Origin of the sequence: Pantoea sp. Fr-CA_6, assembly GCF_024520895.1 — a bacterium.
Classification (GTDB): domain Bacteria; phylum Pseudomonadota; class Gammaproteobacteria; order Enterobacterales; family Enterobacteriaceae; genus Pantoea; species Pantoea agglomerans.
Genome location: NZ_JALNPO010000002.1, coordinates 21,249 through 46,210 on the forward strand (window position 1 = coordinate 21,249; position 24,962 = coordinate 46,210).

Annotated in this window: 26 protein-coding genes; 13 read left to right on the plus strand and 13 right to left on the minus strand. The window is 56.3% G+C overall.

Translation table 11 applies throughout. From position 1 onward, the window contains the following. Positions 1-82: 82 nt before the first annotated feature. From NR201_RS03150 to NR201_RS03160, 3 genes are all read right to left on the minus strand, one after another. Positions 83-1,339 carry a histidine-type phosphatase gene (locus NR201_RS03150; protein WP_256849374.1) on the minus strand — a complete coding sequence of 419 codons (1,257 nt, stop codon included), beginning with the start codon at positions 1,337-1,339 and terminating at the stop codon, positions 83-85. After that, positions 1,340-2,152 carry an inositol monophosphatase gene (locus NR201_RS03155; RefSeq protein WP_022626128.1) on the minus strand — a complete coding sequence of 271 codons (813 nt, stop codon included), beginning with the start codon at positions 2,150-2,152 and terminating at the stop codon, positions 1,340-1,342. 206 nt (positions 2,153-2,358) lie between these two features. Continuing rightward, a complete protein-coding gene (locus NR201_RS03160; RefSeq protein WP_022626127.1) occupies positions 2,359-2,940 on the minus strand; it encodes an ACP phosphodiesterase in 582 nt (193 codons plus the stop codon). A gap of 103 nt (positions 2,941-3,043) precedes the next feature. Here NR201_RS03160 and queA point away from each other — a divergent pair, with 103 nt between their 5' ends. From queA to secF, 5 genes are all read left to right on the plus strand, one after another. Further along, on the plus strand, positions 3,044-4,114 hold the full coding sequence (gene queA / locus NR201_RS03165) for a tRNA preQ1(34) S-adenosylmethionine ribosyltransferase-isomerase QueA (protein WP_010671194.1): 1,071 nt from the start codon (positions 3,044-3,046) through the stop codon (positions 4,112-4,114). 78 nt (positions 4,115-4,192) lie between these two features. Beyond that, entirely contained in the window at positions 4,193-5,341 is a 1,149-nt protein-coding gene (gene tgt, locus NR201_RS03170; protein WP_010255351.1) for a tRNA guanosine(34) transglycosylase Tgt, read from the plus strand. Further along, the gene (gene yajC / locus NR201_RS03175; protein WP_010255353.1) at positions 5,341-5,673 is read left to right on the plus strand and encodes a preprotein translocase subunit YajC; all 333 of its coding nucleotides are present in this window, start codon (positions 5,341-5,343) and stop codon (positions 5,671-5,673) included. Before tgt ends, yajC begins: the two co-directional genes overlap by 1 nt. Positions 5,674-5,698: 25 nt before the next feature. Further along, positions 5,699-7,546, plus strand: coding sequence for a protein translocase subunit SecD (gene secD, locus NR201_RS03180; protein ID WP_071997994.1), 1,848 nt, complete (start codon positions 5,699-5,701; stop codon positions 7,544-7,546). A 10-nt stretch (positions 7,547-7,556) separates the two neighbouring features. Next, positions 7,557-8,525 carry a protein translocase subunit SecF gene (secF, locus tag NR201_RS03185; RefSeq protein WP_010255357.1) on the plus strand — a complete coding sequence of 323 codons (969 nt, stop codon included), beginning with the start codon at positions 7,557-7,559 and terminating at the stop codon, positions 8,523-8,525. A 62-nt stretch (positions 8,526-8,587) separates the two neighbouring features. Here the strand turns inward: secF and NR201_RS03190 are convergent, their stop codons facing one another. Together NR201_RS03190 and lysM are read right to left on the minus strand one after the other, a co-directional pair. Beyond that, positions 8,588-9,157 (minus strand): DUF3251 domain-containing protein, encoded by a 570-nt coding sequence (locus NR201_RS03190; protein WP_022626125.1) that lies wholly within the window; start codon positions 9,155-9,157, stop codon positions 8,588-8,590. Positions 9,158-9,173: 16 nt separating this feature from the next. Further along, positions 9,174-9,611, minus strand: a complete 438-nt coding sequence (gene lysM / locus NR201_RS03195; RefSeq protein ID WP_010255362.1) for a peptidoglycan-binding protein LysM — start codon at positions 9,609-9,611, stop codon at positions 9,174-9,176. A gap of 188 nt (positions 9,612-9,799) precedes the next feature. On the opposite strand from lysM, the gene nrdR reads away from it, so the two are divergent. From nrdR to pgpA, 6 genes are all read left to right on the plus strand, one after another. Continuing rightward, positions 9,800-10,249 (plus strand): transcriptional regulator NrdR, encoded by a 450-nt coding sequence (nrdR, locus tag NR201_RS03200; RefSeq protein WP_009091750.1) that lies wholly within the window; start codon positions 9,800-9,802, stop codon positions 10,247-10,249. A gap of 3 nt (positions 10,250-10,252) precedes the next feature. Then, positions 10,253-11,353, plus strand: a complete 1,101-nt coding sequence (ribD, locus tag NR201_RS03205; protein ID WP_157351639.1) for a bifunctional diaminohydroxyphosphoribosylaminopyrimidine deaminase/5-amino-6-(5-phosphoribosylamino)uracil reductase RibD — start codon at positions 10,253-10,255, stop codon at positions 11,351-11,353. A gap of 90 nt (positions 11,354-11,443) precedes the next feature. After that, positions 11,444-11,914 carry a 6,7-dimethyl-8-ribityllumazine synthase gene (gene ribE / locus NR201_RS03210; RefSeq protein ID WP_010255369.1) on the plus strand — a complete coding sequence of 157 codons (471 nt, stop codon included), beginning with the start codon at positions 11,444-11,446 and terminating at the stop codon, positions 11,912-11,914. A gap of 19 nt (positions 11,915-11,933) precedes the next feature. Next, on the plus strand, positions 11,934-12,353 hold the full coding sequence (gene nusB, locus NR201_RS03215) for a transcription antitermination factor NusB (RefSeq protein ID WP_010255372.1): 420 nt from the start codon (positions 11,934-11,936) through the stop codon (positions 12,351-12,353). 55 nt (positions 12,354-12,408) lie between these two features. Beyond that, complete coding sequence (gene thiL / locus NR201_RS03220) at positions 12,409-13,386, plus strand: thiamine-phosphate kinase (RefSeq protein ID WP_010255374.1); 978 nt, start codon at positions 12,409-12,411, stop codon at positions 13,384-13,386. Continuing rightward, positions 13,376-13,870 (plus strand): phosphatidylglycerophosphatase A, encoded by a 495-nt coding sequence (gene pgpA / locus NR201_RS03225; protein WP_031293112.1) that lies wholly within the window; start codon positions 13,376-13,378, stop codon positions 13,868-13,870. Before thiL ends, pgpA begins: the two co-directional genes overlap by 11 nt. Before the next feature lie 66 nt (positions 13,871-13,936). Here pgpA and NR201_RS03230 read toward each other — a convergent pair whose 3' ends face one another. From NR201_RS03230 to xseB, 4 genes are all read right to left on the minus strand, one after another. Beyond that, positions 13,937-14,911, minus strand: a complete 975-nt coding sequence (locus tag NR201_RS03230; RefSeq protein WP_033766634.1) for an aldo/keto reductase — start codon at positions 14,909-14,911, stop codon at positions 13,937-13,939. 82 nt (positions 14,912-14,993) lie between these two features. After that, complete coding sequence (gene dxs / locus NR201_RS03235) at positions 14,994-16,859, minus strand: 1-deoxy-D-xylulose-5-phosphate synthase (protein WP_010671199.1); 1,866 nt, start codon at positions 16,857-16,859, stop codon at positions 14,994-14,996. A 19-nt stretch (positions 16,860-16,878) separates the two neighbouring features. Further along, positions 16,879-17,778: a (2E,6E)-farnesyl diphosphate synthase gene (gene ispA, locus NR201_RS03240; protein WP_010255381.1), complete on the minus strand. Its 900-nt coding sequence runs from the start codon at positions 17,776-17,778 to the stop codon at positions 16,879-16,881. Beyond that, entirely contained in the window at positions 17,778-18,020 is a 243-nt protein-coding gene (xseB, locus tag NR201_RS03245) for an exodeoxyribonuclease VII small subunit (protein ID WP_010255382.1), read from the minus strand. The genes ispA and xseB overlap by 1 nt, the downstream gene beginning before the upstream one ends. Before the next feature lie 235 nt (positions 18,021-18,255). Between xseB and thiI the strand changes: the two genes are divergently transcribed. Then, the gene (gene thiI, locus NR201_RS03250) at positions 18,256-19,704 is read left to right on the plus strand and encodes a tRNA uracil 4-sulfurtransferase ThiI (protein WP_256844793.1); all 1,449 of its coding nucleotides are present in this window, start codon (positions 18,256-18,258) and stop codon (positions 19,702-19,704) included. Positions 19,705-19,784: 80 nt separating this feature from the next. On the opposite strand, the gene yajL is transcribed toward thiI, so the two are convergent. Together yajL and panE are read right to left on the minus strand one after the other, a co-directional pair. Then, a complete protein-coding gene (gene yajL / locus NR201_RS03255; RefSeq protein ID WP_010671202.1) occupies positions 19,785-20,381 on the minus strand; it encodes a protein deglycase YajL in 597 nt (198 codons plus the stop codon). After that, positions 20,335-21,255, minus strand: a complete 921-nt coding sequence (panE, locus tag NR201_RS03260; RefSeq protein WP_033756769.1) for a 2-dehydropantoate 2-reductase — start codon at positions 21,253-21,255, stop codon at positions 20,335-20,337. Before panE ends, yajL begins: the two co-directional genes overlap by 47 nt. A 135-nt stretch (positions 21,256-21,390) precedes the next feature. Between panE and NR201_RS03265 the strand changes: the two genes are divergently transcribed. Further along, complete coding sequence (locus tag NR201_RS03265; RefSeq protein ID WP_003852530.1) at positions 21,391-21,882, plus strand: YajQ family cyclic di-GMP-binding protein; 492 nt, start codon at positions 21,391-21,393, stop codon at positions 21,880-21,882. Positions 21,883-22,566: 684 nt separating this feature from the next. Here NR201_RS03265 and NR201_RS03270 read toward each other — a convergent pair. Both NR201_RS03270 and cyoE read right to left on the minus strand, forming a co-directional pair. After that, on the minus strand, positions 22,567-23,931 hold the full coding sequence (locus NR201_RS03270; RefSeq protein WP_010255391.1) for an MFS transporter: 1,365 nt from the start codon (positions 23,929-23,931) through the stop codon (positions 22,567-22,569). A gap of 132 nt (positions 23,932-24,063) precedes the next feature. Continuing rightward, entirely contained in the window at positions 24,064-24,951 is an 888-nt protein-coding gene (gene cyoE, locus NR201_RS03275; protein WP_010255394.1) for a heme o synthase, read from the minus strand. Positions 24,952-24,962: the final 11 nt, after the last annotated feature.

The window sequence follows — 24,962 nt, forward strand, 5'->3', positions numbered from 1 at the left end:
GGTCGGAATGGCGTTAATTAACCGCGGTTAACATTATTCAGGCCGCGTTGATGCTGCGGCCTGAATTTGATTAGCCACAGACTCAGGGCAATATAACCGAAACCGGCAGCACAGCGCTGTCATCCAGCTTTTTCCGCAACTGAATCAGCGTGGATTGATAAGGGCAGAGCACGCCGACATCGGTGATTCTGCAGTCTTGCTGATGCCACTCCTGACGTAATAACGGATGTTTATCATCAATCGGTTGCAGCTGACGAATCCCATCCAGACTCTGCGCCTGGAAATAGAGCCGCAAAAAACGTTCGCCGCTGCGGGTGTCGCGCCAGCGCTCCAGCACCAGACTACTGCCCGGTGGAATGTTGCCGCGCGAATAGCCAGGCAACTGCCAGCTAAAGCCCATCAGGGTGCGCACCATCGCAATATTGGTGTCATGTGCCACCAGAATCAGCCAGCGGCCCGGCGCGCTATCGGAAGCAATCGCCTCCAGCAGGGCGTTGAGCAATATTGAGCCACGGCGCTGTGCCTGATAGAGCACGTCGTTGCTGAGATCGTAGTTTGCGGTCAGCAGCGGCAGCAGCGTGGTGATCTGCGCGGCCGACGTGATGTGTCCCCAGGCGAGCTGGTCCAACGGCAGGTTTTCGCTGTAGCCCAGTCGCAGCGTCTCCACCATGCTTGCCATCACACTCAGCCCGTAAACATATGTGTTGCCGTTACGGGTTTGCCGGAACGACCAGGGCGCATCAAAGAGGGGGCAGTCAGTAGCTGGCGGGCAGACGGCGGCTTTCAGCTGCTGAATGGCGGGTTGCAACTGCTGTTGCAGCCGCGCCAGATCGCCCGCTTTCTGCTGCTTAGCCGCCAGCTCCTGAGCAGGATCGCTCTGGGTGATCGTCAGCTTTTCACTCTGGAACAGGGGATCGACATCGCCCGCGACGTGATGCACCGGCACGCCGCAGCCGGGAAAGGCCCCGTCAGTCAGCGCTGCGGCCGTGGCACGGGTGCGCTGCAGCGGACTGGCGCGCACGTAGACCTGTGCCGCATCAGGACAGCCCGCGCCCAGCAGGCCGAGCTGGCGATAGTGCTCGCCTTGCCAGCGTCCTTTATTGACCACCGCGCTGTAGCCATGACCGGTCAGCTCGCCATCGGCGGTGGTCCACTGCGTCCAGGGTTGCTGGCTGGCGGCTTCAATCTCTTTACGATTGCCGGGGGTGGGCGGACGGACACCGTGACGGCTCAGTTCGACCACCTTCTCCAGCTGGTAATCCGCCGCCTGTGACGCCGGACTTAACAGCCAGAGAAAACTGAGGATCAGCGCGCAGCGGTACAGGCCGGGCAGCGTCATTTACTCCTCCAGCGCGCGATTACCGGTCAGCGCTTTGATTTTTGGATAAAGAGTCGCATTGGCCAGCAACACCGGGTTGCCGTTTTTGAGTCCTTCGTTGCGCAGATAATCATTAGTAACGCCGCCCGCTTCGCGCATCAGGACGATGCCCGGCAGACTATCCCAGGGATGCATATGCGCTTCATAGTAGCCAATCAGTCGCCCGGCGGCCGCCCAGGCGCTGGTCAGCGCGCCAGAACCGATGCGAATAAACATGCCACCCTGTTCAGTTAAGCCGCTAATCAGGCGCGAGACGCTTTCGGCAGGGGTGCGACTGGAGTTGCTGATGCCGAGCAAACCCTCGTTGAGATGCGTCGCGCCATGAACCTGGAGACGGCTCTCATTAACCCACGCACCCTGACCTGCTCGTGCGTGAAACAGCTCCTGATGATTGGGATCGCAGACCACGCCGATTACCGGTTCGCCGTCACAGACCACCGCCAGCGAGACGCACCAGTTAGGCAGGCCGTTGACGAAGCAGGCGGTGCCGTCGATGGGATCGACCACCCAGATAAAGGGCGCGCCCTGAACCTCACCACCGCTCTCTTCGCCATAGACAGCATCGTCAGGAAAGCGCTCAGCGATTAATGTCTTAATCAATGCCTCAACGTTACGATCAGCCTCGCTGACCACGTCCTGCAAATCCCTTTTGTGTTCCACCACCAGTGTCTGACGCTGCTGATACCACGAATAAGCCCGGCTGGCCGCCGCACGGGCGATGTCGCAGGCGTAACGGTAACGCGCGTCAATTTCAGAATGCGAAGCGGATGACATCTTTTCCTCTTATGTCTTTTGGTCAAAACGAACGGAAGGCACGCCTGAACAGGCGGTCTGGCTGTGATATTTACTTAACTATTGTTAAGAAAGGCTTCATTAAGCCGCAGATAGGCAGCAATGGCAAGATGGTGCAGGGCCGGGTGAGGCGCTTTCCCGGCGGGCGAAAGCTGGCGTCCGCCAGCCCGGCAGCAGAGGATCGGGTTTTACAGGGTTCTGCTGGTCGCCAGCGCCATTAAACGCGGATAAAAAACAAAAAACAGCGCTTCCAGCTGATCATAGTGTTGCGTGAAATCGTGGTAGGAGTCGCGCAGGGCTGCCAGGCGTGGACGGCGGCTGGCCATGCCGTGCAGCACCCGCTCCAGCCGCGCGGGCTGGGCATAATGCTCAAACCAGCGCTCGCGCCACATCACCGCGTTGAGTTCCTGAAACTCGATGGGGGTGTCTGCCAGTTGCGGCATGATCTCGCGCTCGGCGGCGGCAGAAAAGTGCACCAGCGTCTGGCCGGGCGTGAAGTGCTGCCAGTGCCGGGCCAGAAAATGGTCCCAGATGACGTCCAGCGTAATGGGTGCCACGCGATAGGTTTCGGCACGGAACAGCTGACGGGCGCTGCGCACTTCCGGCAGCGCATCGGTCATCACATCGAGACGACGGTGCATCAGAATGCCGTCCGCGACGGGCGCAGACCAGTGCTGGTGCGGGTTGCCACGCACAAAATCGGCCATTAAATTGCCGAGTAAGGAGCTGTCGGCCAGCTTAGCCAGATGGAGATGAGCAAGAAAGTTCATGCCGCATTATAGGCTGAACTGCCTTTGCGCAGCCAGTTGTTCAGAATTGGTCGATTTTCCGCTAAACTGTGCCGCCTGTTTTTGCCTGAGAAAGAACTCTTTCATGCGTGTCGCCGATTTTGCTTTTGAACTGCCCGAATCCCTGATTGCTCACTATCCCCAGGCGCAGCGCAGCGGCTGTCGTCTGCTGTCGCTCGATGGTCCCAGCGGGACGCTGTCGCACGGTGTGTTCACCGACGTGCTGGATAAGCTGAATCCGGGCGATCTGCTGGTGTTCAACAACACCCGTGTGATTCCGGCGCGCGTCTTTGGCCGCAAAGCCAGTGGCGGCAAAATCGAGATGCTGGTGGAGCGGATGCTTGACGACAAGCGTGTGCTGGCCCATGTGCGCGCCTCGAAAGCGCCGAAGCCGGGAGCAGAACTGCTGCTGGGCGAAGACGAGAGCGTCAAAGCGACGATGGTGGCGCGTCACGATGCGCTGTTTGAGATTGTGTTTGATGATGAGCGCGCGGTGCTCGACATCCTCAACAGCGTCGGCCATATGCCTCTGCCACCTTATATCGACCGTCCGGATGAAGAGGCGGATCGCGAGCTCTATCAGACGGTTTACAGTGCCCGACCGGGTGCCGTTGCGGCACCGACCGCCGGTCTGCATTTTGATGAACCGCTGCTGCAGGCGCTGAAAGAGAAGGGCATTGAGATGGCGTTTGTGACGCTGCATGTCGGTGCGGGAACCTTCCAGCCAGTGCGCGTCGACACCATCGAAGAGCATCACATGCATGCTGAATATGCCGAAGTGCCGCAGGAGGTTGTTGATGCGGTGCTGGCCTGTAAAGCACGCGGCAATAAGGTGGTCGCTGTCGGCACCACCTCTGTCCGTTCGCTGGAGAGCGCCGCCAAAGCGAGTCAGGATGCCCTGATTGCGCCGTTCTTCGATGATACCCAGATTTTTATCTATCCGGGCTATGAGTATCAGGTGATCGATGCGCTGATCACCAACTTCCATCTGCCCGAATCGACTCTGATTATGCTGGTCTCGGCGTTTGCCGGTTATCAGCACACCATGGCCGCGTACCGCGCAGCCGTGGCTGAGCAATATCGTTTCTTCAGTTATGGCGACGCGATGTTTATCAGCAAAAATCCGCAGGCGCCGCTGGAAAAAGTGGGCGACTGATTTATTAACCGATAGCCGGAATCGACTGAGAGCGACTGAAGGTTATCTGCATCGGACTGTTTCTCCGATGGAGGCTTTGTGAAATTTGAACTTGATACCACAGATGGGCGCGCACGCCGTGGCCGTCTGATTTTTGATCGCGGTGTGGTGGAAACCCCTGCGTTTATGCCTGTTGGCACCTATGGCACCGTTAAAGGCATGACGCCGGAAGAAGTGCAGGAGACCGGCGCGCAGATCATTCTGGGCAATACCTTCCACCTCTGGCTGCGTCCGGGTCAGGAGATCATGAAACTGCATGGCGATCTGCATGACTTTATGCAGTGGAAAGGGCCGATCCTGACCGACTCCGGCGGCTTCCAGGTCTTCAGCCTGGGCGACATCCGTAAAATCACCGAAGCGGGCGTGCATTTCCGTAACCCGATCAACGGCGACCCGATCTTCCTCGATCCGGAAAAATCGATGGAGATTCAGTATGACCTCGGTTCCGACATCGTGATGATTTTCGATGAATGTACGCCCTATCCGGCGGACTGGGACTACGCCAAACGCTCGATGGAGATGTCGCTGCGCTGGGCGCAACGCAGTCGTGACCGTTTTGACAGCCTGGGCAATAAAAATGCGCTATTTGGCATTATTCAGGGCTCGGTTTACGAAGATTTACGAGATGTCTCGGTGAAAGGTCTGGTAGAGATTGGCTTTGATGGGTACGCTGTGGGCGGCCTGGCGGTGGGTGAGCCTAAGCAGGACATGCACCGTATTCTTGAGCACGTCTGTCCGCAGCTTCCGCAGGATAAACCGCGTTATCTGATGGGTGTCGGCAAGCCAGAAGATCTGGTTGAGGGCGTCCGTCGCGGCGTCGATATGTTTGACTGCGTGATGCCGACCCGTAATGCCCGAAATGGTCATCTGTTTGTGACCGAGGGTGTGGTGAAAATCCGCAACGCCAGATACAAAGATGACACTGCGCCACTGGATGCGGAGTGTGATTGTTACACCTGTCGCAATTATAGCCGCGCCTACTTGTATCATCTCGACCGTTGTAACGAAATACTGGGCGCGCGTCTGAACACTATCCACAATTTGCGCTATTACCAGCGCCTGATGGCAGGTTTACGCCAGGCCATCGAAGAGGGTAAATTAGAGCGCTTTGTAAACGAGTTCTACCAACGGACGGGCAAAGAAGTTCCGCCTTTAACGTCTGATAATTCATCAATGAGGGAAATTTAATGAGCTTTTTCATTTCTGACGCCGTGGCCGCAGCAGGCGCACCGTCTCAGGGAAGTCCGTATTCTCTGGTGATCATGCTGGTGGTGTTTGGTCTGATTTTCTATTTCATGATCCTGCGTCCGCAGCAGAAACGTGCGAAAGAGCACAAGAAGCTGATGGATTCTATCTCTAAGGGTGATGAAGTGCTGACCAGCGGTGGCCTTGTAGGCCGCGTAACAAAAGTCTCTGACACGGGCTACGTAGCTATCGCGCTGAATGACACCAATGAAGTCGTCATTAAACGTGATTTCGTCGCCGCCGTGCTGCCTAAAGGCACTATCAAGGCGCTGTAATTCTTTCTTCCCTAAGGGAACTGCCGTGTTAAATCGTTATCCTTTGTGGAAGTACGTGATGCTGGTCGTCGTGATTCTCGTCGGCCTGCTCTATGCGCTTCCCAACCTGTATGGTGAGGATCCGGCCGTTCAAATCACTGGTGCGCGCGGAAGCGCCGCCAGTGAGCAGACGTTGGATCAAATTCAGTCCGCATTAAAACAAGACAATATCCAGAGCAAATCTGTTGCGCTGGAAAATGGTGCGATTACCGCGCGCTTCAATAATACGGATGTGCAGTTACGCGCCCGTGAAGCGATCATGAAAGCGTTGGGTGAAGACTACGTTGTTGCGCTGAACCTCGCGCCAGCCACGCCTCGCTGGCTGAGTATGCTGTCAGCAGAACCGATGAAACTCGGTCTCGATCTGCGTGGTGGTGTGCACTTCCTGATGGAAGTGGACATGGACACCGCACTCGGCAAACTGCAGGAGCAGAATGCTGACTCGCTGCGTAGCGACCTGCGCACCAAAAGTATCCCTTACACCACCGTCAACAAAATCGCGAACTACGGCGTGGAAATTCGTTTCCGTGACGCAGCCAGCCGCGATGCGGCGATCTCCTGGCTGACCTCGCGTCATCAGGATCTGGTGATCAACAGCAGCGGCAGCGATGCCCTGCGTGCCACCATGAGCGATGCTCGTCTCAGCGAAGCGCGTGAATATGCGGTTCAGCAGAACATTACTATTCTGCGTAACCGTGTGAACCAGCTGGGCGTGGCTGAACCGCTGGTACAGCGTCAGGGTTCCGATCGCATCGTAGTTGAGTTGCCGGGTATTCAGGATACGGCACGCGCTAAAGAGATTCTGGGTGCAACGGCGACGCTGGAGTTCCGTCTGGTAAACACCAGCGTGGATCCAACCGTAGCGGCCAGTGGTCGTGTACCGGGTGACTCTGAAGTTAAAGACATGCGTGATGGCCAGCCGGTGGTGCTCTACAAGCGGGTGATCCTGACCGGTGACCATATCACCGACTCGACTTCCAGCATGGATGAGTACAACCAGCCACAGGTGAACATTTCACTGGATGGCGCAGGCGGTAACATCATGTCGAACTTCACCAAGGACAACATCGGCAAGCCGATGGCGACCCTGTTTGTGGAGTACAAAGACAGCGGTAAGAAAGATGCCAACGGCCGTTCAATTCTGGTGAAACAGGAAGAGGTGATTAACGTCGCTAATATCCAGTCTCGTCTGGGGAACAGCTTCCGTATCACCGGTATCAATAACCCGAACGAAGCGCGTCAGCTCTCGCTGCTGCTGCGTGCCGGTGCGTTGATTGCGCCCATCCAGATTGTGGAAGAGCGTACTATCGGGCCGACCATGGGTCAGCAGAACATTACTCAGGGTCTGGAAGCCTGCCTGTGGGGTCTGCTTGCGTCGATCCTGTTTATGGTGGTGTTCTACAAGAAGTTTGGTCTGATTGCGACCAGCGCGCTGCTGGTTAACCTGGTGCTGATTGTCGGCATTATGTCGCTGTTGCCGGGCGCGACCCTGACCATGCCGGGTATTGCCGGTATCGTGTTAACGCTGGCGGTGGCGGTGGATGCCAACGTGCTGATTAACGAACGTATTAAAGAAGAGCTGCGTAACGGGCGCTCGGTTCAGCAGGCAATTCATGAGGGCTATAAAGGCGCCTTCTCCAGTATTGTCGATGCGAACGTGACCACCCTGATCAAAGTTATCATTCTTTATGCAGTCGGCACCGGTTCGATCAAAGGCTTTGCTATTACCACCGCAATTGGTATCGCAACCTCAATGTTCACCGCGATTGTCGGTACCCGTGCCATTGTTAACCTGGTTTACGGTGGCAAACGCATCAACAAGCTGTCTATCTGAGGAGTGCGTTGTGGCACAGGAATATAACATTGAGCAGTTGAACCACGGGCGTAAAGTCGTCGACTTTATGCGCTGGGATAAGCTGGCCTTCATCATTTCGGGACTGCTGATTCTCGCCGCGATTGCTATCGTGGGTGTGCGTGGTTTTAACTGGGGCCTCGATTTCACCGGTGGTACGGTGATTGAGATCGCGCTGGAAAAACCGGCCGATCTTGAAGTCCTGCGTGGTGATCTGGTGAAAGCGGGCTTTGACGAGCCGCTGGTGCAGAACTTTGGCAGCAGCCGTGACGTCATGGTGCGTATGGCACCGGTTACCGGCCCGGCGGGCACCGAGTTAGGCAATAAAGTGGTGTCGGTGATTAACCAGACCACCCAGCAGAATGCTACCGTTAAGCGCATTGAGTTCGTGGGTCCGAGTGTGGGCAGCGACCTTGCGCAGGCGGGTGCGATGGCGCTGTTGTCCGCGCTGATTGCGATTCTGATCTACATCGGTTTTCGCTTTGAGTGGCGTCTGGCGCTGGGTACCGTGCTGGCGCTGGCGCATGACGTGATCATCACCTGCGGCCTGCTGGCGCTGTTCCGCATTGAAATCGACCTGACGATTGTTGCCTCACTGATGTCGGTGATTGGCTACTCGCTTAACGATAAAATCGTGGTGTCGGACCGTATTCGTGAAAACTTCCGCAAGATCCGTCGCGGCAGCTCTTACGATATTACTAACGTGTCACTGACCCAGACGTTAAGCCGTACGCTGATTACCTCGCTGACCACGCTGGCGATGATCCTCATCCTCTTCGTGTTTGGTGGTGCGCTGCTGAAAGGCTTCTCACTGACCATGCTGATTGGTGTGACGATTGGTACGATTTCATCAATTTATGTCTCTTCGGCGCTGGCGCTGAAGCTGGGCATGAAGCGTGAACATATGCTGGTGCAGAAAGTCGAGAAAGAGGGCGCCGATCAGCCTTCTATCCTGCCTTAATCGCCGCAGAGAAATAAAAACGGGCAGCCATGTGGCTGCCCGTTTTTTTTTTGCACCTGTGATCAGGGTGCAGCAGGGGAGGTCTGGGCAGGTGCGTCGCCGGTGACGTTATGCACGCGGACATAACCTGATTGATCCGGCGTGAGGCCGCTGAGTTGCAGCGGTATGCTCACCGAATGCTGGGGCAACAGCGAGGCAGGGACCGCTATTGTCTGACTCAGACTGCCGTTACTCAGTGGTTTACCGGTTGCCGGATCGAGTTCGCCCCAGTTCACCGTAGCGTGCAGGGCGGGCAAAGGGCGATCGTCCATTGAGCGTACCGTCAGGGTTGCCCGCGAGCCGCTGGCTTCAGCGGTGACTGGCGAGAGCGTCAGTCGCAGCGTGCCGAGCTGGGTTTGCAGCGCCACCGGCGTGTTCGCCTGCGGGATCAGCCACGCGCCTTGCTGCGAATGGCTGTTTAGCTGCCCCTGAATCTCCAGCGCGCTGGCCTGCGTGGTCAGGTGCTGCATCTGCTGATTAAGCTGACTCACTTCCTGATGCAACTCTCTGACCTGCGGGTTGCTGGCGCTACTGCTGCAACCGCTCAGCATCACCAGAGAGAGCGCCACCGGAACCCAAACCATCCTGCTCATAAGTTATCCTTGTCCGTTATTTTGGAATACGTAAAACCTGGCCAGGATAGATCTTATCAGGATGAGAGAGCATTGGCTTATTCGCTTCGAAAATCTTGTTGTATTCGTTGGCATTTCCATAAACCTGTTTGGAAATTGCGCTCAGCGTGTCGCCTTTTTTCACGGTGTAAAGTTCTGACTCGGTCGCGCTATCTGTCACGGTCACCTTATCTTCCACTTTGGTGATGCCTGCAACGTTACCGGCTGCGATCAGAATCTTCTCTTTCAGCTCCTGGGAAAGGCCATCGCCCGTCACGGTCACGGTATCGCCATTGACCTTCACATCCACTTTGTCGCTGTCGGGTAAACCGAGCTTGTTGATGTGATCCTGCAGCTTTTTATTCTGGTCATCGCCGCCATTCACGGCATCCCATAATTTCTCACCGGCTTCTTTCACAAAATTAAACAGACCCATACAACCTCCAGTGTGTTAGTGGATATACGCCGTCTTTCGGCTCTATAAGCGTAGACCCTTTTGCCGTCGCTGATATTTAACATCATTTATGCTGTGCGTGGTGGCACAGGAAAGGCACGGAAGAGATTTTGTTGATTCGCAGTTCGCGCTACACTGTCTGGCCCATCTCTCTCGCGTCAGGAAACGTCATGCATTGCCCATTCTGCTCCGCTGTGGACACCAAAGTGATTGATTCTCGTCTGGTTAGTGAAGGCTCTTCGGTGCGCCGCCGCCGCCAGTGTCTGATGTGTCATGAGCGTTTTACCACCTTCGAGGTGGCGGAACTGGTGATGCCACGCGTGGTGAAAAGCAATGACGTGCGCGAACCGTTTAATGAAGACAAAATGGCCAGCGGGATGATGAAAGCGCTTGAGAAGCGTCCGGTCAGCGCCGATGCGGTTGAAAGCGCCGTAAACCATATTAAAACCCAGCTGCGTGCCACCGGTGAACGTGAGATTCCCAGTAAGCTGATCGGCAATCTGGTGATGGATGAGCTGAAGAAGCTCGATAAAGTCGCCTACATCCGCTTTGCCTCGGTTTACCGCAGCTTTGAAGACATTCGTGATTTTGGCGAAGAGATCGCCCGGTTACAGGATTAAACCATGGATGAACTTTACATGGCGCGTGCGCTGGAACTGGCGCGACGTGGCCGCTTTACGACGATGCCGAACCCCAATGTGGGCTGCGTGATTGTGCGCGATGGCGAGGTGGTCGGTGAGGGCTGGCATCAGCGCGCCGGTGAACCGCATGCTGAAGTCCACGCCCTGCGCATGGCGGGCGAGAAAGCGCGTGGCGCAACCGCCTATGTCACGCTGGAACCCTGCAGCCATCATGGCCGTACGCCACCCTGCTGTGATGCGCTGATCGCCGCTGGCGTTACCCGTGTCGTGGCCGCCATGCAGGATCCGAATCCGCAGGTGGCGGGGCGCGGACTGCACCGTCTGCATCAGGCGGGCATTGAGGTCAGCCACGGTCTGATGATGCCGGAAGCGGAGGCGCTGAATCGCGGTTTCCTCAAACGCATGCGCACTGGCTTCCCCTGGATCCAGCTCAAGCTGGGTGCCTCACTGGATGGCAGAACGGCAATGGCCAGCGGCGAAAGTCAGTGGATAACCTCGCCGGCTGCCCGTCGTGATGTGCAGCGCCTGCGTGCGCAGAGCGCCGCCATTCTCAGCAGCAGCGCCACGGTGCTGGCGGACGATCCTTCCCTGACGGTACGCTGGTCTGAACTCAATGCAGAGAGCCAGGCACTGCTTGATGAGCAGCAACTGCGTCAGCCGGTGCGGGTGGTTATCGACAGCCAGAATCGCGTGACGCCGCAGCATCGGCTCATTTCGCAGCCGGGTGAAACCTGGCTGATGCGTCATCAGCCCGATCAGCAGAGCTGGCCCGCTGACGTGACGCAAATCGCTGTTCCGCTGCGCGAACAGCAGCTGGACCTGGTGGCGATGATGATGCTGCTGGGACAGCGACAGATTAACAGCGTCTGGGTTGAAGCGGGCGCCACGCTGGCCGGTGCCCTGTTGCAGGCCGGACTGGTCGATGAACTGATTGTTTATCTGGCGCCTAAGCTGTTAGGTCATGAAGGACGCGGGCTGTGTAAGCTGCCGGGACTAAGCCAGCTGGCTGACGCACCTGCCTTCCGTTTCAGTGATGTCCGCCAGGTCGGTGACGATTTACGCCTGACCCTGACACCACAATAACACGGTCGGAAAAGCGAGAGCACGCCGCCCAAGAGTATGATAGAATCCGCCCCCCTGCGCGGGGCCAACCAAACCCCTGAAAGGATAAGTATGAAAGTTATCGAAGCTGCTGTTGCAACGCCTGAGGCCAATGTTGCCATCGTTATCGCGCGTTTTAACAACTTCATTAATGACAGCCTGCTGGATGGCGCAGTTGATGCCCTGAAACGTATCGGCCAGGTCAAAGATGACAATATCACCGTAGTCTGGGTGCCTGGTGCATACGAACTGCCTCTGGCAGCACGCGCGCTGGCCAACACCGGCAAATATGATGCGATTATCGCACTCGGTACGGTTATTCGTGGTGGCACTGCGCACTTCGAATATGTGGCGGGTGAAGCCAGCTCCGGTATCGCCAGCGTTGCCATGAACAGCGAGATTCCTGTCGCGTTTGGCGTGCTGACCACTGAAAGCATCGAGCAGGCCATTGAGCGTGCCGGCACCAAAGCGGGTAACAAAGGTGCTGAAGCGGCTCTGACTGCGCTCGAAATGATCAACGTATTGAAAGCCATTAAAGCCTGATTTTTGTAAGGGGAATTTTGTGAAACCTGCTGCTCGTCGTCGCGCCCGTGAGTGCGCTGTTCAGGCGCTTTACTCCTGGCAGTTGTCGAATAACGACATTGCCGATGTGGAATACCAGTTTCTGGCGGAACAGGACGTCAAAGACGTCGACATTACCTACTTCCGCGAACTGCTGTCCGGTGTGGCGACCAACAGTGCGTATCTGGATGGACTGATGAAGCCCTATCTGTCGCGTCAGCTCGAAGAGCTGGGCCAGGTAGAAAAAGCTATCCTGCGCATCTCGCTGTATGAGCTGAGCAAACGTAATGATGTGCCTTATAAAGTGGCCATCAACGAAGGGATTGAGCTGGCGAAAGTCTTCGGTGCCGAAGACAGTCATAAATTTGTTAACGGCGTGCTTGATAAAGCCGGTCCACAAATTCGACCCAATCGCAAATAAACAAAAAGGCCGGCTTGCCGGCCTTTTTTCATGAAGGGTTAAGCGGAACGCAATTATGTCTTGTGGTGAATTTGAACTCATCGCACGCTACTTCAACCGCAGAACACGCAGCCGCCGTGATGTCGAACTCGGCATCGGTGACGATTGTGCGTTACTTAGCGTGCCGGAAAAACAGACGCTGGCGATCAGCACCGATACCCTGGTCGCGGGTGTGCACTTCTTACGGGATATCCATCCTGCCGATCTGGGTTACAAAGCCCTGGCTGTGAATCTCAGCGACCTTGCTGCCATGGGCGCCGATCCCGCATGGCTGACGCTGGCCTTAACGCTGCCGCAGGTCGATGAGAGCTGGCTCTCTGCCTTCAGCGAAAGCCTGTTTGAACTGCTGGAATATTACGACATGCAGCTGGTCGGCGGCGACACCACCCGTGGCCCGCTGAGCCTGACGTTGGCGATTCACGGTCTGGTGCCGCAGGGCCGTGCCCTGAAACGTTCAGGCGCGAAGCCGGGTGACTGGATTTACGTGACCGGAACGCTGGGTGACAGCGCGGCGGGCCTGGCGCTGCTGCAGCATCACTGCCGCATCAGCGATCCGGCGGTGCATGAAGCGCTGATTAAACGTCATCTGCGTCCTATGCCGCGCATTCTGCAGGGCCAGGCGCTGCGTTCGCTGGCCTCCTCAGCGGTGGATCTTTCCGACGGCCTGATTTCCGATCTCGGCCACGTGCTGAAAGCCAGCGGCTGTGGCGCACGGCTTAATCTGGATGCGTTGCCCCTTTCGGCTGCGCTGCGCGATCATTTCGACCCTGAGCAGGTCCTGCGCTGGGCGCTGAGTGGCGGAGAAGATTACGAACTCTGCTTTACGGTGCCCGAGGTCAATCGCGGCGCGCTCGATGTAGCGCTGGGTCACCTGGGCGTGCCCTATACCTGCATCGGGCAGATGGCACCGGAGTCGGAAGGCTTAACGCTGCTGGATAATGGCAAGCCCGCCACATTCCGTCATAAAGGGTTTGATCACTTTGATGCTAAATAACGACGTGGCGAAGAGTCGCCTGCGGATGAGCAATCCCTGGCATCTGCTGGCGACCGGTTTCGGCAGCGGATTAAGCCCGGTCGTGCCTGGCACCATGGGATCGCTGGCGGCCATTCCGTTCTGGTGGCTGATGACCTATCTGCCGCAGGATCTCTATTCGCTGGTGGTGCTGGTCGGTATCTGCGTTGGCGTCTATCTCTGCCATCGCACCGCTAAAGATATGGGCGTACACGATCACGGCAGTATTGTCTGGGATGAGTTTATCGGCATGTGGATTACGCTGATGGCGATTCCGGTCAACAGCTGGCAATGGGTTCTGGGTGGCTTTGTGTTGTTCCGTATTCTTGATATGTGGAAGCCGTGGCCGATTCGCTGGTTTGACCGCAATGTGCATGGCGGCATGGGCATTATGGTGGATGACATTATTGCTGGCGTGATTTCCGCTGCCATGCTGTATGGCTTTGGGGTCTGGCTGGCGGGTTAACTGACAGGGCTTTTCACACCGCGACAGAAGGTGACGCCCGGGCAGGGCGTCACTTTGTTGCCAGCCTTATTCGAATCCTACCGGCTGATGCGGCTGATAGACCTCTTCCAGCAGTGCAACTTCCTCGTCACTCAGCGTGACATCCACCGCCTTCACCAGATCCTCAAACTGCTCAGCACGCGACGCACCAATAATCGGTGCCGTGACGGCAGGCTTGCTCAGCAGCCAGGCCAGAGCCACCTGCGCCCGCGTTACACCTTTATCTTCCGCCACCTGCGCCAGCCGCTCTGCAATCACGGCATCATTCTCTTCGGTATTGTCATAGAGCGACGCCATCACTTTGTCAGAAGCGGAACGCGCGGTATTTTCCCCCCACGGGCGGGTCAGCTTACCGCGCGCCAGCGGACTCCACGGCAGCACGGCAATCTGCTCTTGCAGGCAGAGCGGATGCATTTCACGCTCCTCTTCGCGCTGAATCAGGTTGTACTGATCCTGCATGCTGACAAAGCGATGCCAGCCCTGTTTCGACTGCATCTGCAACGCCTGGGCAAACTGACTGGCGTGCATCGAGGAGGCACCGATATAACGTGCTTTGCCAGACTGCACGACTTCATGCAGCGCTTCCAGCGTCTCTTCCAGCGGCGTCTCATAATCCCAGCGGTGAATCTGCAGCAGGTCGACATACTCCATGCCGAGGCGCTGCAGGCTGTCATCAATGGATTGCAGAATATTCTTGCGCGACAATCCCTGTGACAGATTGGTCAGCGGGAAATAGACTTTGGTGGCGACCACGATCTCTTCACGGCGGGCAAAGTCTTTCAGGGCCCGGCCCAGGATCTCTTCGCTGCTGCCATCTGAATAGCTGTTGGCGGTATCGAAAAAGTTGATCCCCGCGTTCAGCGCCTGCTGGATCAGCGGACGGCTGCTCGCTTCCGGCAGCGTCCAGGCATGGTTGCCGCGCGTGGGCTCGCCATAAGTCATGCAGCCAAGACAGAGACGCGACACCTGCAGATCGGTGGTACCCAGTTGAATCGTTTTCATGGTGGAGGCTCCTGCGAAAGTGCAAAGGTCTTAGCATAGCAGGATGTTGCGCTCCCCGAGGGGGGAGCGCAGCGAGAGGAGGTTACTGCGCCAGCCAGCGGGCGATCTGCTGCTGAATGCCCTCCGCGTCCAGCAGATAGTCATGACGCACTTCGTCCTGCGTCCCCTGCGGGATGAACTCATCAGGCAGACCGATGTTCAGCACCGGAACAGCCAGACGTTTCGCCATAACAAATTCATTGACGCCACTGCCGGCACCACCTTTGATGGCGCCTTCTTCCAGCGTAATCAGCGAGTCGTGCGTGGCGGCGAGCTCGGCGATCAGCGCCTCATCCAGCGGCTTCACAAAGCGCATGTCGACCAGAGTCGCATTCAGCGCTTCCGCCGTGGCGGCCGCTTCCGGCAACAGGGTGCCGAAATTCAGAATCGCCAGCTTTTCACCCTGACGTTTCACCACGGCTTTACCCAGCGGCAGGCTCTGCAGCGGAGCCAGTGGCGTACCGACACCAGTGCCGCGCGGATAGCGCACCGCACTTGGACCATCCTGATAGTGATAGCCGGTGTAGAGCATCTGCCGACACTCATTTTCATCGCTGGGGGTCATGATCACCATATCCGGCACGCAGCGCAGATAGGCGAGATCAAACGCGCCCTGGTGAGTCTGACCATCCGCGCCAACAATACCACCGCGATCGATAGCAAACAGGACCGGCAGTTTCTGGATGGCGACGTCATGGATCAGCTGATCGTAGGCGCGCTGCAGGAAGGTGGAGTAGATAGCAACAATCGGTTTATAGCCGCCAATTGCCATACCGGCAGCGAAGGTCACGGCGTGCTGCTCGGCAATCGCCACATCGAAATATTGTTTCGGAAATTCGCGTGAGAAGGCCACCATGCCGGAGCCTTCGCGCATTGCTGGCGTAATCGCCATCAGTTTCGGATCGTCGGCGGCCATTTCGCACAGCCAGTTACCGAAGATTTTAGAGTAGCTCGGCAGGCCTTCCGCGCTTTTTGGCAGTTCGCCAATCGCAGGATCAAATTTAGGCACGGCGTGCCAGGCAATTGGATCTTCCTCTGCCGGGGCGTAGCCTTTGCCTTTCTTCGTCATGATATGCAGGAACTGCGGCCCTTTCAGGCTGCGCATGTTGCTCAGTGTATTGACCAGCGTCAGCACATCGTGACCATCTACCGGGCCGATATAATTAAAGCCCAGCTCTTCAAACAACGTACCCGGCACGACCATGCCTTTGAGATGCTCTTCGGTGCGTCTTACCAGCTCTTTGATCGGTGGCAGGCTGGTCAGCACACGCTTGCTGCCTTCGCGCAGTCGCGCATAGGTTTTACCCGACAGGATCTGCGCCAGACGGTTATTCAGCGCGCCGACGTTTTCGGAGATCGACATCTCGTTGTCGTTGAGGATCACCAGCATGTCCGGCTTGATATCACCGGCGTGGTTCATCGCCTCAAACGCCATGCCAGCGGTAATTGCGCCATCGCCAATAATACAGGCGGTGCGACGACCCTGACCTTCACGTTCTGCCGCCGCGGCCATGCCGAGACCGGCACTGATGGAGGTTGACGAGTGACCGACGCTCAATACGTCATATTCACTTTCGCCGCGCCATGGAAACGGGTGTACGCCATTTTTCTGACGAATCGTACCGATGCGATCGCGGCGGCCGGTCAGAATTTTATGGGGATAAGCCTGATGACCCACATCCCATACCAGATGGTCGAAGGGGGTGTTATAGACATAATGCAGCGCAACCGTCAGTTCGACCACGCCCAGACCCGACGCAAAATGGCCGCTGGAGCGGCTTACACTGTCTAACAGATACTGACGCAGTTCATCACAGAGCGCAGGCAACTTCTCTTTCGGCAGGGCGCGCAGCTCCTGAACCGTGTTTGCCAGCGCCAGTGTCGGGTATTTAGCAATATCAAAACTCATCAGAGACTCATTATGGAAGTTATTTGTCGCGTTCAATTATGAAGCTCGCCAGCGCCTGCAGTGCTGTAGTGTTATAAGAGTGCGCAGCGAGCATTTCTAACGTATCAAGTGCTTCCTGATACAAATCCCGCGCTTTAGCTTGGGCATTTTCAAGGCCTAACAGTGAAGGATAGGTGCTTTTTCCCAGATGCTGATCGGCACCCTGGCGTTTTCCGATCACCGCTGTGTCACCGATCACATCCAGAATGTCGTCCTGCACCTGAAATGCGAGACCAATGGCCTCTGCATAGCGGTCGAGCAGCGGCAGGGCTTCCCGGCCAGCATCGCCCGCCGTTAAGGCGCCTAACCGTACCGCTGAACGGATCAGCGCGCCGGTTTTATGACGATGGATCTGCTCCAGCTGGTCCAGATCCACAGATTTACCTTCCGCCGCTAAGTCAAGCGCCTGTCCGCCACACATGCCGGCCACGCCGCTGGCTTTCGCCAGTTCAGAGAGCATCATCAGACGATATTCAGCGCTGACACCGGGCATCGCCTGGTCGGCCAGAATTGAAAAGGCCAGTGTCTGCAGGGCGTCGCCCGCCAGAATCGCGGTATCTTCGCCATATTTAATGTGACAGGTTGGCTGCCCGCGACGCAGTGCATCATCGTCCATTGCGGGGAGATCGTCATGAATCAGAGAGTACGCATGAATGCATTCAACCGCGGCGGCGGGGGCATCCAGACTCGCCGGGTCGGCGTGGAGCATTTCGCCGGTAGCGTAGACCAGAAAAGGACGCAGGCGTTTACCGCCTAATAATGCCCCATAATGCATGGCATTCACCAGAGGAGAACTCTGAAAAGGAAGTGGCTCTATAAAACGCGTCAGCGCGGCGTTAACCTGCTGCTGATACGCGTCGAGTAATCGGGCGAAATCCATTAGCTGTTTTCCGGCGTGAAAGCAGTGAGGTCGGCATCTTTATCATCGTTCAGCAGAATACGGACCCGCTGTTCAGCCTGCTGCAGCGTCTGCTGGCCAGTCCGCGCCAGCTGCACGCCGCGCTCAAATTCGTTCAGGGCTTCTTCCAGCGGCAGTTCACCACTTTCCAGACGGCTGACAATCTGCTCCAGCTGCTGCAATGACGTTTCAAAGCTGGCTGGCTGTTCGGCTTTTTTCGGCATATTTCGTGTCGACTCACGGTTGGGACATTATCTCGCAATCGGTCATGGTAGCTGAGACCCTATGATTAGCAAAATAATCAATGCGGCGGCTGATGAAGAAGCAGTCACCTGACAAAGGTGATATACTCCCGCGCCTCGGATGCGGTTGCGCCTTGCAGCCCGCAATTTTGTGATTTTACCAGCTAAGTGCTGCCTGTTTTAGCACTTATTTGCCCAACGAAGCTGTGTCGCCGCCATGAAGTTTATCATCAAGTTATTTCCTGAAATCACCATCAAGAGTCCGTCGGTGCGTTTGCGCTTTATCAAGATTCTTGCCAGCAATATCCGCAACGTCCTGAAAACCGTTAGCGACGAAATCGCCGTTGTGCGTCACTGGGATCACATTGAAGTGCGTTCGAAAAATCCGGTGCTGCGGGACATTATTCCCGATGAGCTGACGCGCATTCCGGGGATTCATCACGTTTTAGCGGTTGAAGATCGTGAGTACACCGATATTCATCACATCTTTGAACAGACTTTAGTGCAGTATCGCGACAGCCTTGAAGGGAAGAGCTTCTGCGTACGTGTTAAACGTCGTGGTAAGCATAGCTTCAGTTCACAGGATGTGGAGCGCTATGTTGGCGGTGGTCTGAATCAGCATATTGAAAGCGCCCGCGTACAGCTTAAAAACCCGGACGTGACGGTGAATCTTGAAGTTGAAGAGAATAGTCTGACGCTGGTGACTGCGCGCTACGAAGGTCTGGGCGGGTTCCCGATCGGCACGCAGGAAGATGTGCTGTCACTGATTTCCGGTGGCTTTGACTCCGGCGTATCCAGCTATATGCTGCTGCGTCGCGGCAGTCGCGTACATTACTGCTTCTTTAATCTTGGCGGTGCCGCCCATGAGATTGGCGTCCGTCAGGTTGCGCACTATCTGTGGAATCGTTTTGGTCGTTCACACCGCGTGCGATTCGTGGCGATCAACTTTGAGCCGGTAGTGGGGGAGATCCTCGAAAAAGTGGATGACGGTCAGATGGGTGTGGTGCTGAAGCGCATGATGGTGCGTGCCGCTTCGACGATTGCTGAGCGCTACGGCGTGCAGGCACTGGTTACCGGTGAAGCGGTGGGTCAGGTGTCGAGCCAGACGCTGACCAACCTGCGCCTGATTGATAACGCCTCTGATACGCTGATTCTGCGTCCCCTGATCTCTCATGACAAAGAGCACATCATCAGGATTGCCCGTGAGATTGGCACCGAAGATTTCGCCAGCACCATGCCGGAATATTGCGGTGTGATCTCAAAAAGCCCGACCGTGAAAGCGGTGAAAGAGAAGATCGAGGCTGAAGAGCAGAATTTCGACTTCACGATTCTGGATCGGGTCATTGAAGAGGCGACCAACGTCGATATCCGTACCATCGCTGAGCAGACAGAAGAGGAGGTGGTTGAAGTTGAGACCGTCGCCCTGCTGAGCGAGAACGACGTGGTGCTGGATATCCGCTCTATTGATGAGCAGGAAGAGAAGCCTCTGGCACTGAAAGCCACGGAAGTGAAATCGCTGCCGTTCTACAAACTCAGTACGCAGTTTGGCGATCTCGATCAGAACCGGACCTGGTTGCTCTACTGCGATCGTGGTGTGATGAGCCGTCTGCAGGCACTCTATCTGCATGAGCAGGGCTTTAAAAACGTCAAAGTCTACCGCCCGTAGTGACGCCCCAGAGCCAGTCAGCGCCTGTTCAGGTCTGACTGGCTGCATTGCCTTAAACAGAGCGTTTTAACTCAGCGTGTTTACGCCTGATAGTCATAAATGCCGGGAGCCAGCACCAGCTGTGCGGCCACCTCGCGCGCCATCTCTTTTCCCACCAGCAGATCGATCAGCTTTAGCGCAAAATCCATTGCCGTGCCTGGCCCCTGGCTGGTCAGCAGATTGACGCGCGGATCCCAGACCACACGCCGCTCCATCCACTTGTCTGACGGAATGGTCTCTTTTAAGCCGGGAAAGCCGGTCATGTTACCGACCGGAAAGAGATCGTGGGGGATGAGTACCGTGCCTGCCGCGGCGCAGATAGCGGCGACGATCCTTTCATTGAGGTGAAACTGGCGTACCGTTTCGACTAACAGCGGACTGTCACGGAAGGTTTCGGCGCCTTTCAGGCCGCCGGGCAGGACGATGGCGGCGAAATCATTGTCGGCGACTTCAACCAGCGTCACGTCAGCCAGCAGACGAACACCGCGTGAGCAGACGATCTCCCGGTTGCCGTCGCTTTCGACGCTGGCGGTGACAACGTTCAGCCCGGCGCGTACCAGCAGGTCGATGGTGGTGACAGCTTCGGTTTCTTCACTGCCATGTGCCAGGCAAACCAGCACTGATGCGTTCGCGGTCATAATGGGACTCCTTGCGTTTTACAATGTCATACAGACGGGTATTCTCCGTCAGCACCAGGCCGTGCGTCCGGGCGCGGCGCAGCAGAAAACCGCTGATATAGTCGATTTCGGTGAGACGCTGGGCGCGTATGTCCTGCAGCATCGAAGAGGTGTTGGCCGCGGTGCTTTCAATCACGTCGAAGATGATGTCCTGCAGGCTTTCGCTGGCAACGTTCTGACCTTCGCGCTCCATGACCCAGCTGATCTCTTCGCACAGTTGCGCGATCTGCTCCGGATAAGCGCGCAGGGCACCGTTCTGGCACTCATACTCCACGCTAAGCGGATTGATGATGCAGTTCACTGCCAGCTTGCGCCAGCAGGCCGCCCGGATGTTGTCATGCCAGGCGACATCAGGCAGGGCATGATGCAGGATGTCGGCGAGATCGCTGTAAGCGGCGCTTTTGCGGTTACCAGGGCCGATGTGGGTGATGCCACTGGCTATGTGTTTGATAACGGTGCCGTCGCGCATCGCCGCATGGGTGGTGACGCCTCGCAGCAGCGGCTGAGTCAGCCCTTTCAGCTCTTCCAGCGTCCCCATGCCGTTGTGCAGCAGCAGTACCGGGCAGTTTTCTGGCAGCACGCTTTCCAGGTTTTTCACCGCGGGCGAGACCTGCGGGGCTTTGAGCGTAACCAGCAGCAGCTGGCTTTCTGCCAGAAACAGCGGATCGTTGGCGATAAACGTGCGGTTCGAAATGTTACCCTGTGGATCAATCACATTGGCTGAACAGTAGGGCTGCGGCACCCGCAACCATCCCTGCACCTCATGTCCCTGGCGGGCAAGGGTTGTCATCCAGATCTGACCCAGAGCACCGCAACCTAACACGGTAATTTTCATGCTGCCTCCCGCTGGCGGGCTATCCATCTATTATTTACTGTCACACTGTCATTATAGCGTTGTGTGCAGCCTGATTTTATTTAGCACCTTAAGACGCGTATTATGCATGTCACTTTAGCGTCAGGAGAAGAAGAGATGCCATCTTTCGATATCGTTTCAGAAGTCGATCTGCAGGAAATTCGCAATGCGGTGGAAAATGCCAACCGTGAAGTGTCTACCCGCTTCGATTTCCGCAACGTGAGCGCCGAGTTTGAGCTCAACGAAAAGAATGAAACCATCAAAATCACCAGCGAGTCCGATTTTCAGGTTAAGCAGCTGGTGGATATTTTGCGTGAGAAGTTACTGAAGCGCGGGATTGAAGGCGGTGCTTTAGAGGTGCCGGAAGAGATTGAGCACAGCGGCAAAAGCTGGGCGGTCGATGCCAAACTGAAAAAAGGCATTGAAAGCGACGTGGCGAAGAAGCTGGTGAAGCTGATCAAAGACAGCAAGCTGAAAGTGCAGACCCAGATTCAGGGTGAAGCATTGCGTGTAACCGGCAAAGCGCGTGATGATTTGCAGGGTGCGATGGCAATCGTGCGCGGCAGCAATCTGGGGCAGCCCTTCCAGTTTAAAAACTTCCGCGATTAAGCGGGGGCCGGCTGAATTTCAGCATGAATGCAGTGATAAAAACCCGGCTAAAGCCGGGTTTTTTGTTGTTGAGTTTGGGTGGGCTTCTGTCGCTTTAAACAAGTCGAAATTCTGGAGAGAGTTGGGAGCTGTAGGGCGTCTGTGCGATCGCGCGCTTGCTCAGGGAGCCTGTGCCTTTCGCAAAGACGCAAAAGCGCCATCCATGGCGGCTCAGCGCGGGCGATTACGCACCTCATCCCTGAGGTGCGCCCGTAGCCGGGCAAACGCGTTGCGTTGTTCAAAAACGCTCCCGGCATTTTTGTCCCTGGCCCGCGATGCTTTGCTACAGGCACAGGCTCCCATCGCTTTGGATTTATGAGTCGTCTGTAAGAAGGCTTGTGCCGGGTTTGGCGCGGTTGAGCCTATGCTGGCCCCCTTGCTTTGAGTTTATAAGCTGTCTGAAACCAGGATTGAGTTGGATTTGAGTCTATTAACAGATTCAAATCCTGGGGGAACTTAGCAGCAACTCAAAAGCTCAGGGGCGCAGGGAACACGGTCAGAGGAGGAAAGCGTCCCGCGCCAGGGACGGCGCGGGCCGAGCGTGCCATGGATGGCGGCTTTTGCGACTTTCCGATCTGACCGTGTTCCCTGAGCCAGCTCGATCCTGAAGCGAAACGAGCTGACGTTATCACTAAACTTTTTAAGCTAACAACTACCCAGCAGAGCTTCCAGCTCAGGGCGGCTGGTAACCTTGCTATCAATTTTGATGTAGGCGCTTTTCTCTTCGGGCACGATAAACACAGAGTTAACGCCCGGCTGCGCTTTCAGGCGCTGCTCCAGATTCGGCACGGCCAGTGCGGCATCACTCAGCACGATGCGCAGGCTGCTGACATAAGGCGGCTCCTGCATTGTCATGCTGACAAACAGCCAGGCTGCGGCCACCATCGCGCCAACCAGGAATACGGTCTGCGCATCGAAATGACCAAATACCCAGCCACCCATGCTGCCGCCAACGGCCACGCCCAGGAACTGGCTGGTGGAGTAGATCCCCATCGCCGTGCCTTTGTAGCCTGCAGGCGACTCTTTACTGATCAGCGAAGGCAGAATCGCTTCCATCAGGTTAAAGGCGAAGAAGAAGAGCTGAACACCCACCACCAGCGTCCAGAAATGTCCTTCCGCGCCCCACAATACGATCTCAGCAATGACAATCATCCCGACACAGCCGACAAAGACACGCTTCATGCGGCGCTTCACTTCGGCATAAATGATGAAGGGGACTACGCCGGCAAAAGCGATCAGCATGGTGGAGAGATAGACTTTCCAGTGTTCGGGAGCCGGGAAGCCTGCCTGTTCAAACTGCCCCGGCAACGCGACAAAGCTCGACATCAGCAGGACGTGCAGGCAGAAAATACCGATATTGAGCTTCACCAGACGTGGGTTAGCCAGCACTTTGCGGAAGCTGCCTTTAACCATGCCTGATTCACGGTTCAGAACATGATGGGAGGCCGATGGCACCACCAGCAGAGTGATCACGATACCCAGCGACGCGAGAATCGCAATCATCCAGAACAGCGCATGCAGGCCCAGTGCGTGAGTAACAATCGGGCCGACCACCATGGCGATCGCGAAGGTAACGCCAAAACTGATGCCGATAAACGCCATCGCTTTGGTGCGGTTCTGCTCACGGGTTAAATCGGATAACAGCGCCATCACGGCAGCGGCTATCGCGCCTGAGCCCTGAAGTGCACGGCCCAGAATAATGCCCCAGATGGAGTCGGTGCAGGCAGCAATAATACTGCCCAGGACAAACAGCAACAGTCCGCCAACGATCAGCGGCTTACGCCCGATGCGATCGGAGAGCAGACCAAAAGGAATCTGAAATATCGCCTGGGCAAGGCCATAAATGCCGATTGCCAGGCCAATTAAGGTTTCACTCGCGCCCTGTAATGCCATGCCATAAGTGGTCAGTACCGGCAGGACCATAAACATTCCCAGCATGCGCAGGGAAAAGACCGTACCGAGGCCCCATGTGGCGCGCAGCTCCACCGGAGTCATTTTATTATCGTTCATTCCAACCTCTGTTAATGTGCTGCATTTATTCTAGGGGGCGGGGCAGGGCGGGTAAAACAATAGTTTTTAAGCAGTGGTAACAAAAAGAAAGGGCGCGAAAATCGCGCCCTTTTCATGCTGTATCGGTGCCGGTTACCAGACGTAAGTCAGCAGGTCCTTCGAGGCCGGAGCCATCGAATCCACCGACATCATCACGCTCAGTGCGGTGATGGTCACGATAGAGAAGACAAACAGTTTACGCGCCCAGACACGGTCATCAGCGGTTTTATAACCCGATAACGCCATGCCCAGCCACCAGACGCTGACCGCAGCAGCCACCACCAGATATTTGTAGCCCGCGTAGCCTCCCAGCGTCAGCATCAGCGTGGCAATCATAAACGCCAGGATATAGAGCGTAATATGATTTTTAGCCACGGAAATGCCTTTCACCACCGGCAGAACCGGGATGTTCGCTGCCTGGTAATCTTTAAAGCGGAAGATGGCAATCGCGTACGAATGCGGCATCTGCCACAGGCTAAAGATCGCCAGCAGGATTAATGCGCCAGCATCAAACTGGTTAGAGACCGCGCAGTAGCCGATAACCGGCGGCGCAGCACCCGACAGACTGCCAATCAGCGTACCGTAAACGGAATTACGCTTCATGTAGAGACTGTAGATGCCCACGTACACCACGAAGCCCATCACCGCCAGCCACATGGCCAGCGGATTAGCACCGAAGTAGAGCAACGCAAAGCCAGCAATACCCAGCACAGTGGCATAAACCAGGCTTACTTTCGCGGAGATGAGGCCTTTTACCAGCACCCGATTCCTGGTTCTCTCCATCTTGATGTCAATGTCGCGGTCGATCACGTTGTTAAACACACAACCCGATGCAACCACCAGTGACACGCCCACCAGGGTGATGAGAAACAGGGCGTAATCCGTGTTGCCTTTGGAAGCCAACAGAAATCCGCCGATCACAGAAATTAAATTCCCGAAAATAATTCCTGGTTTTGTAACTTGCAGGTATTGCTTAAACATTACGCGTGACT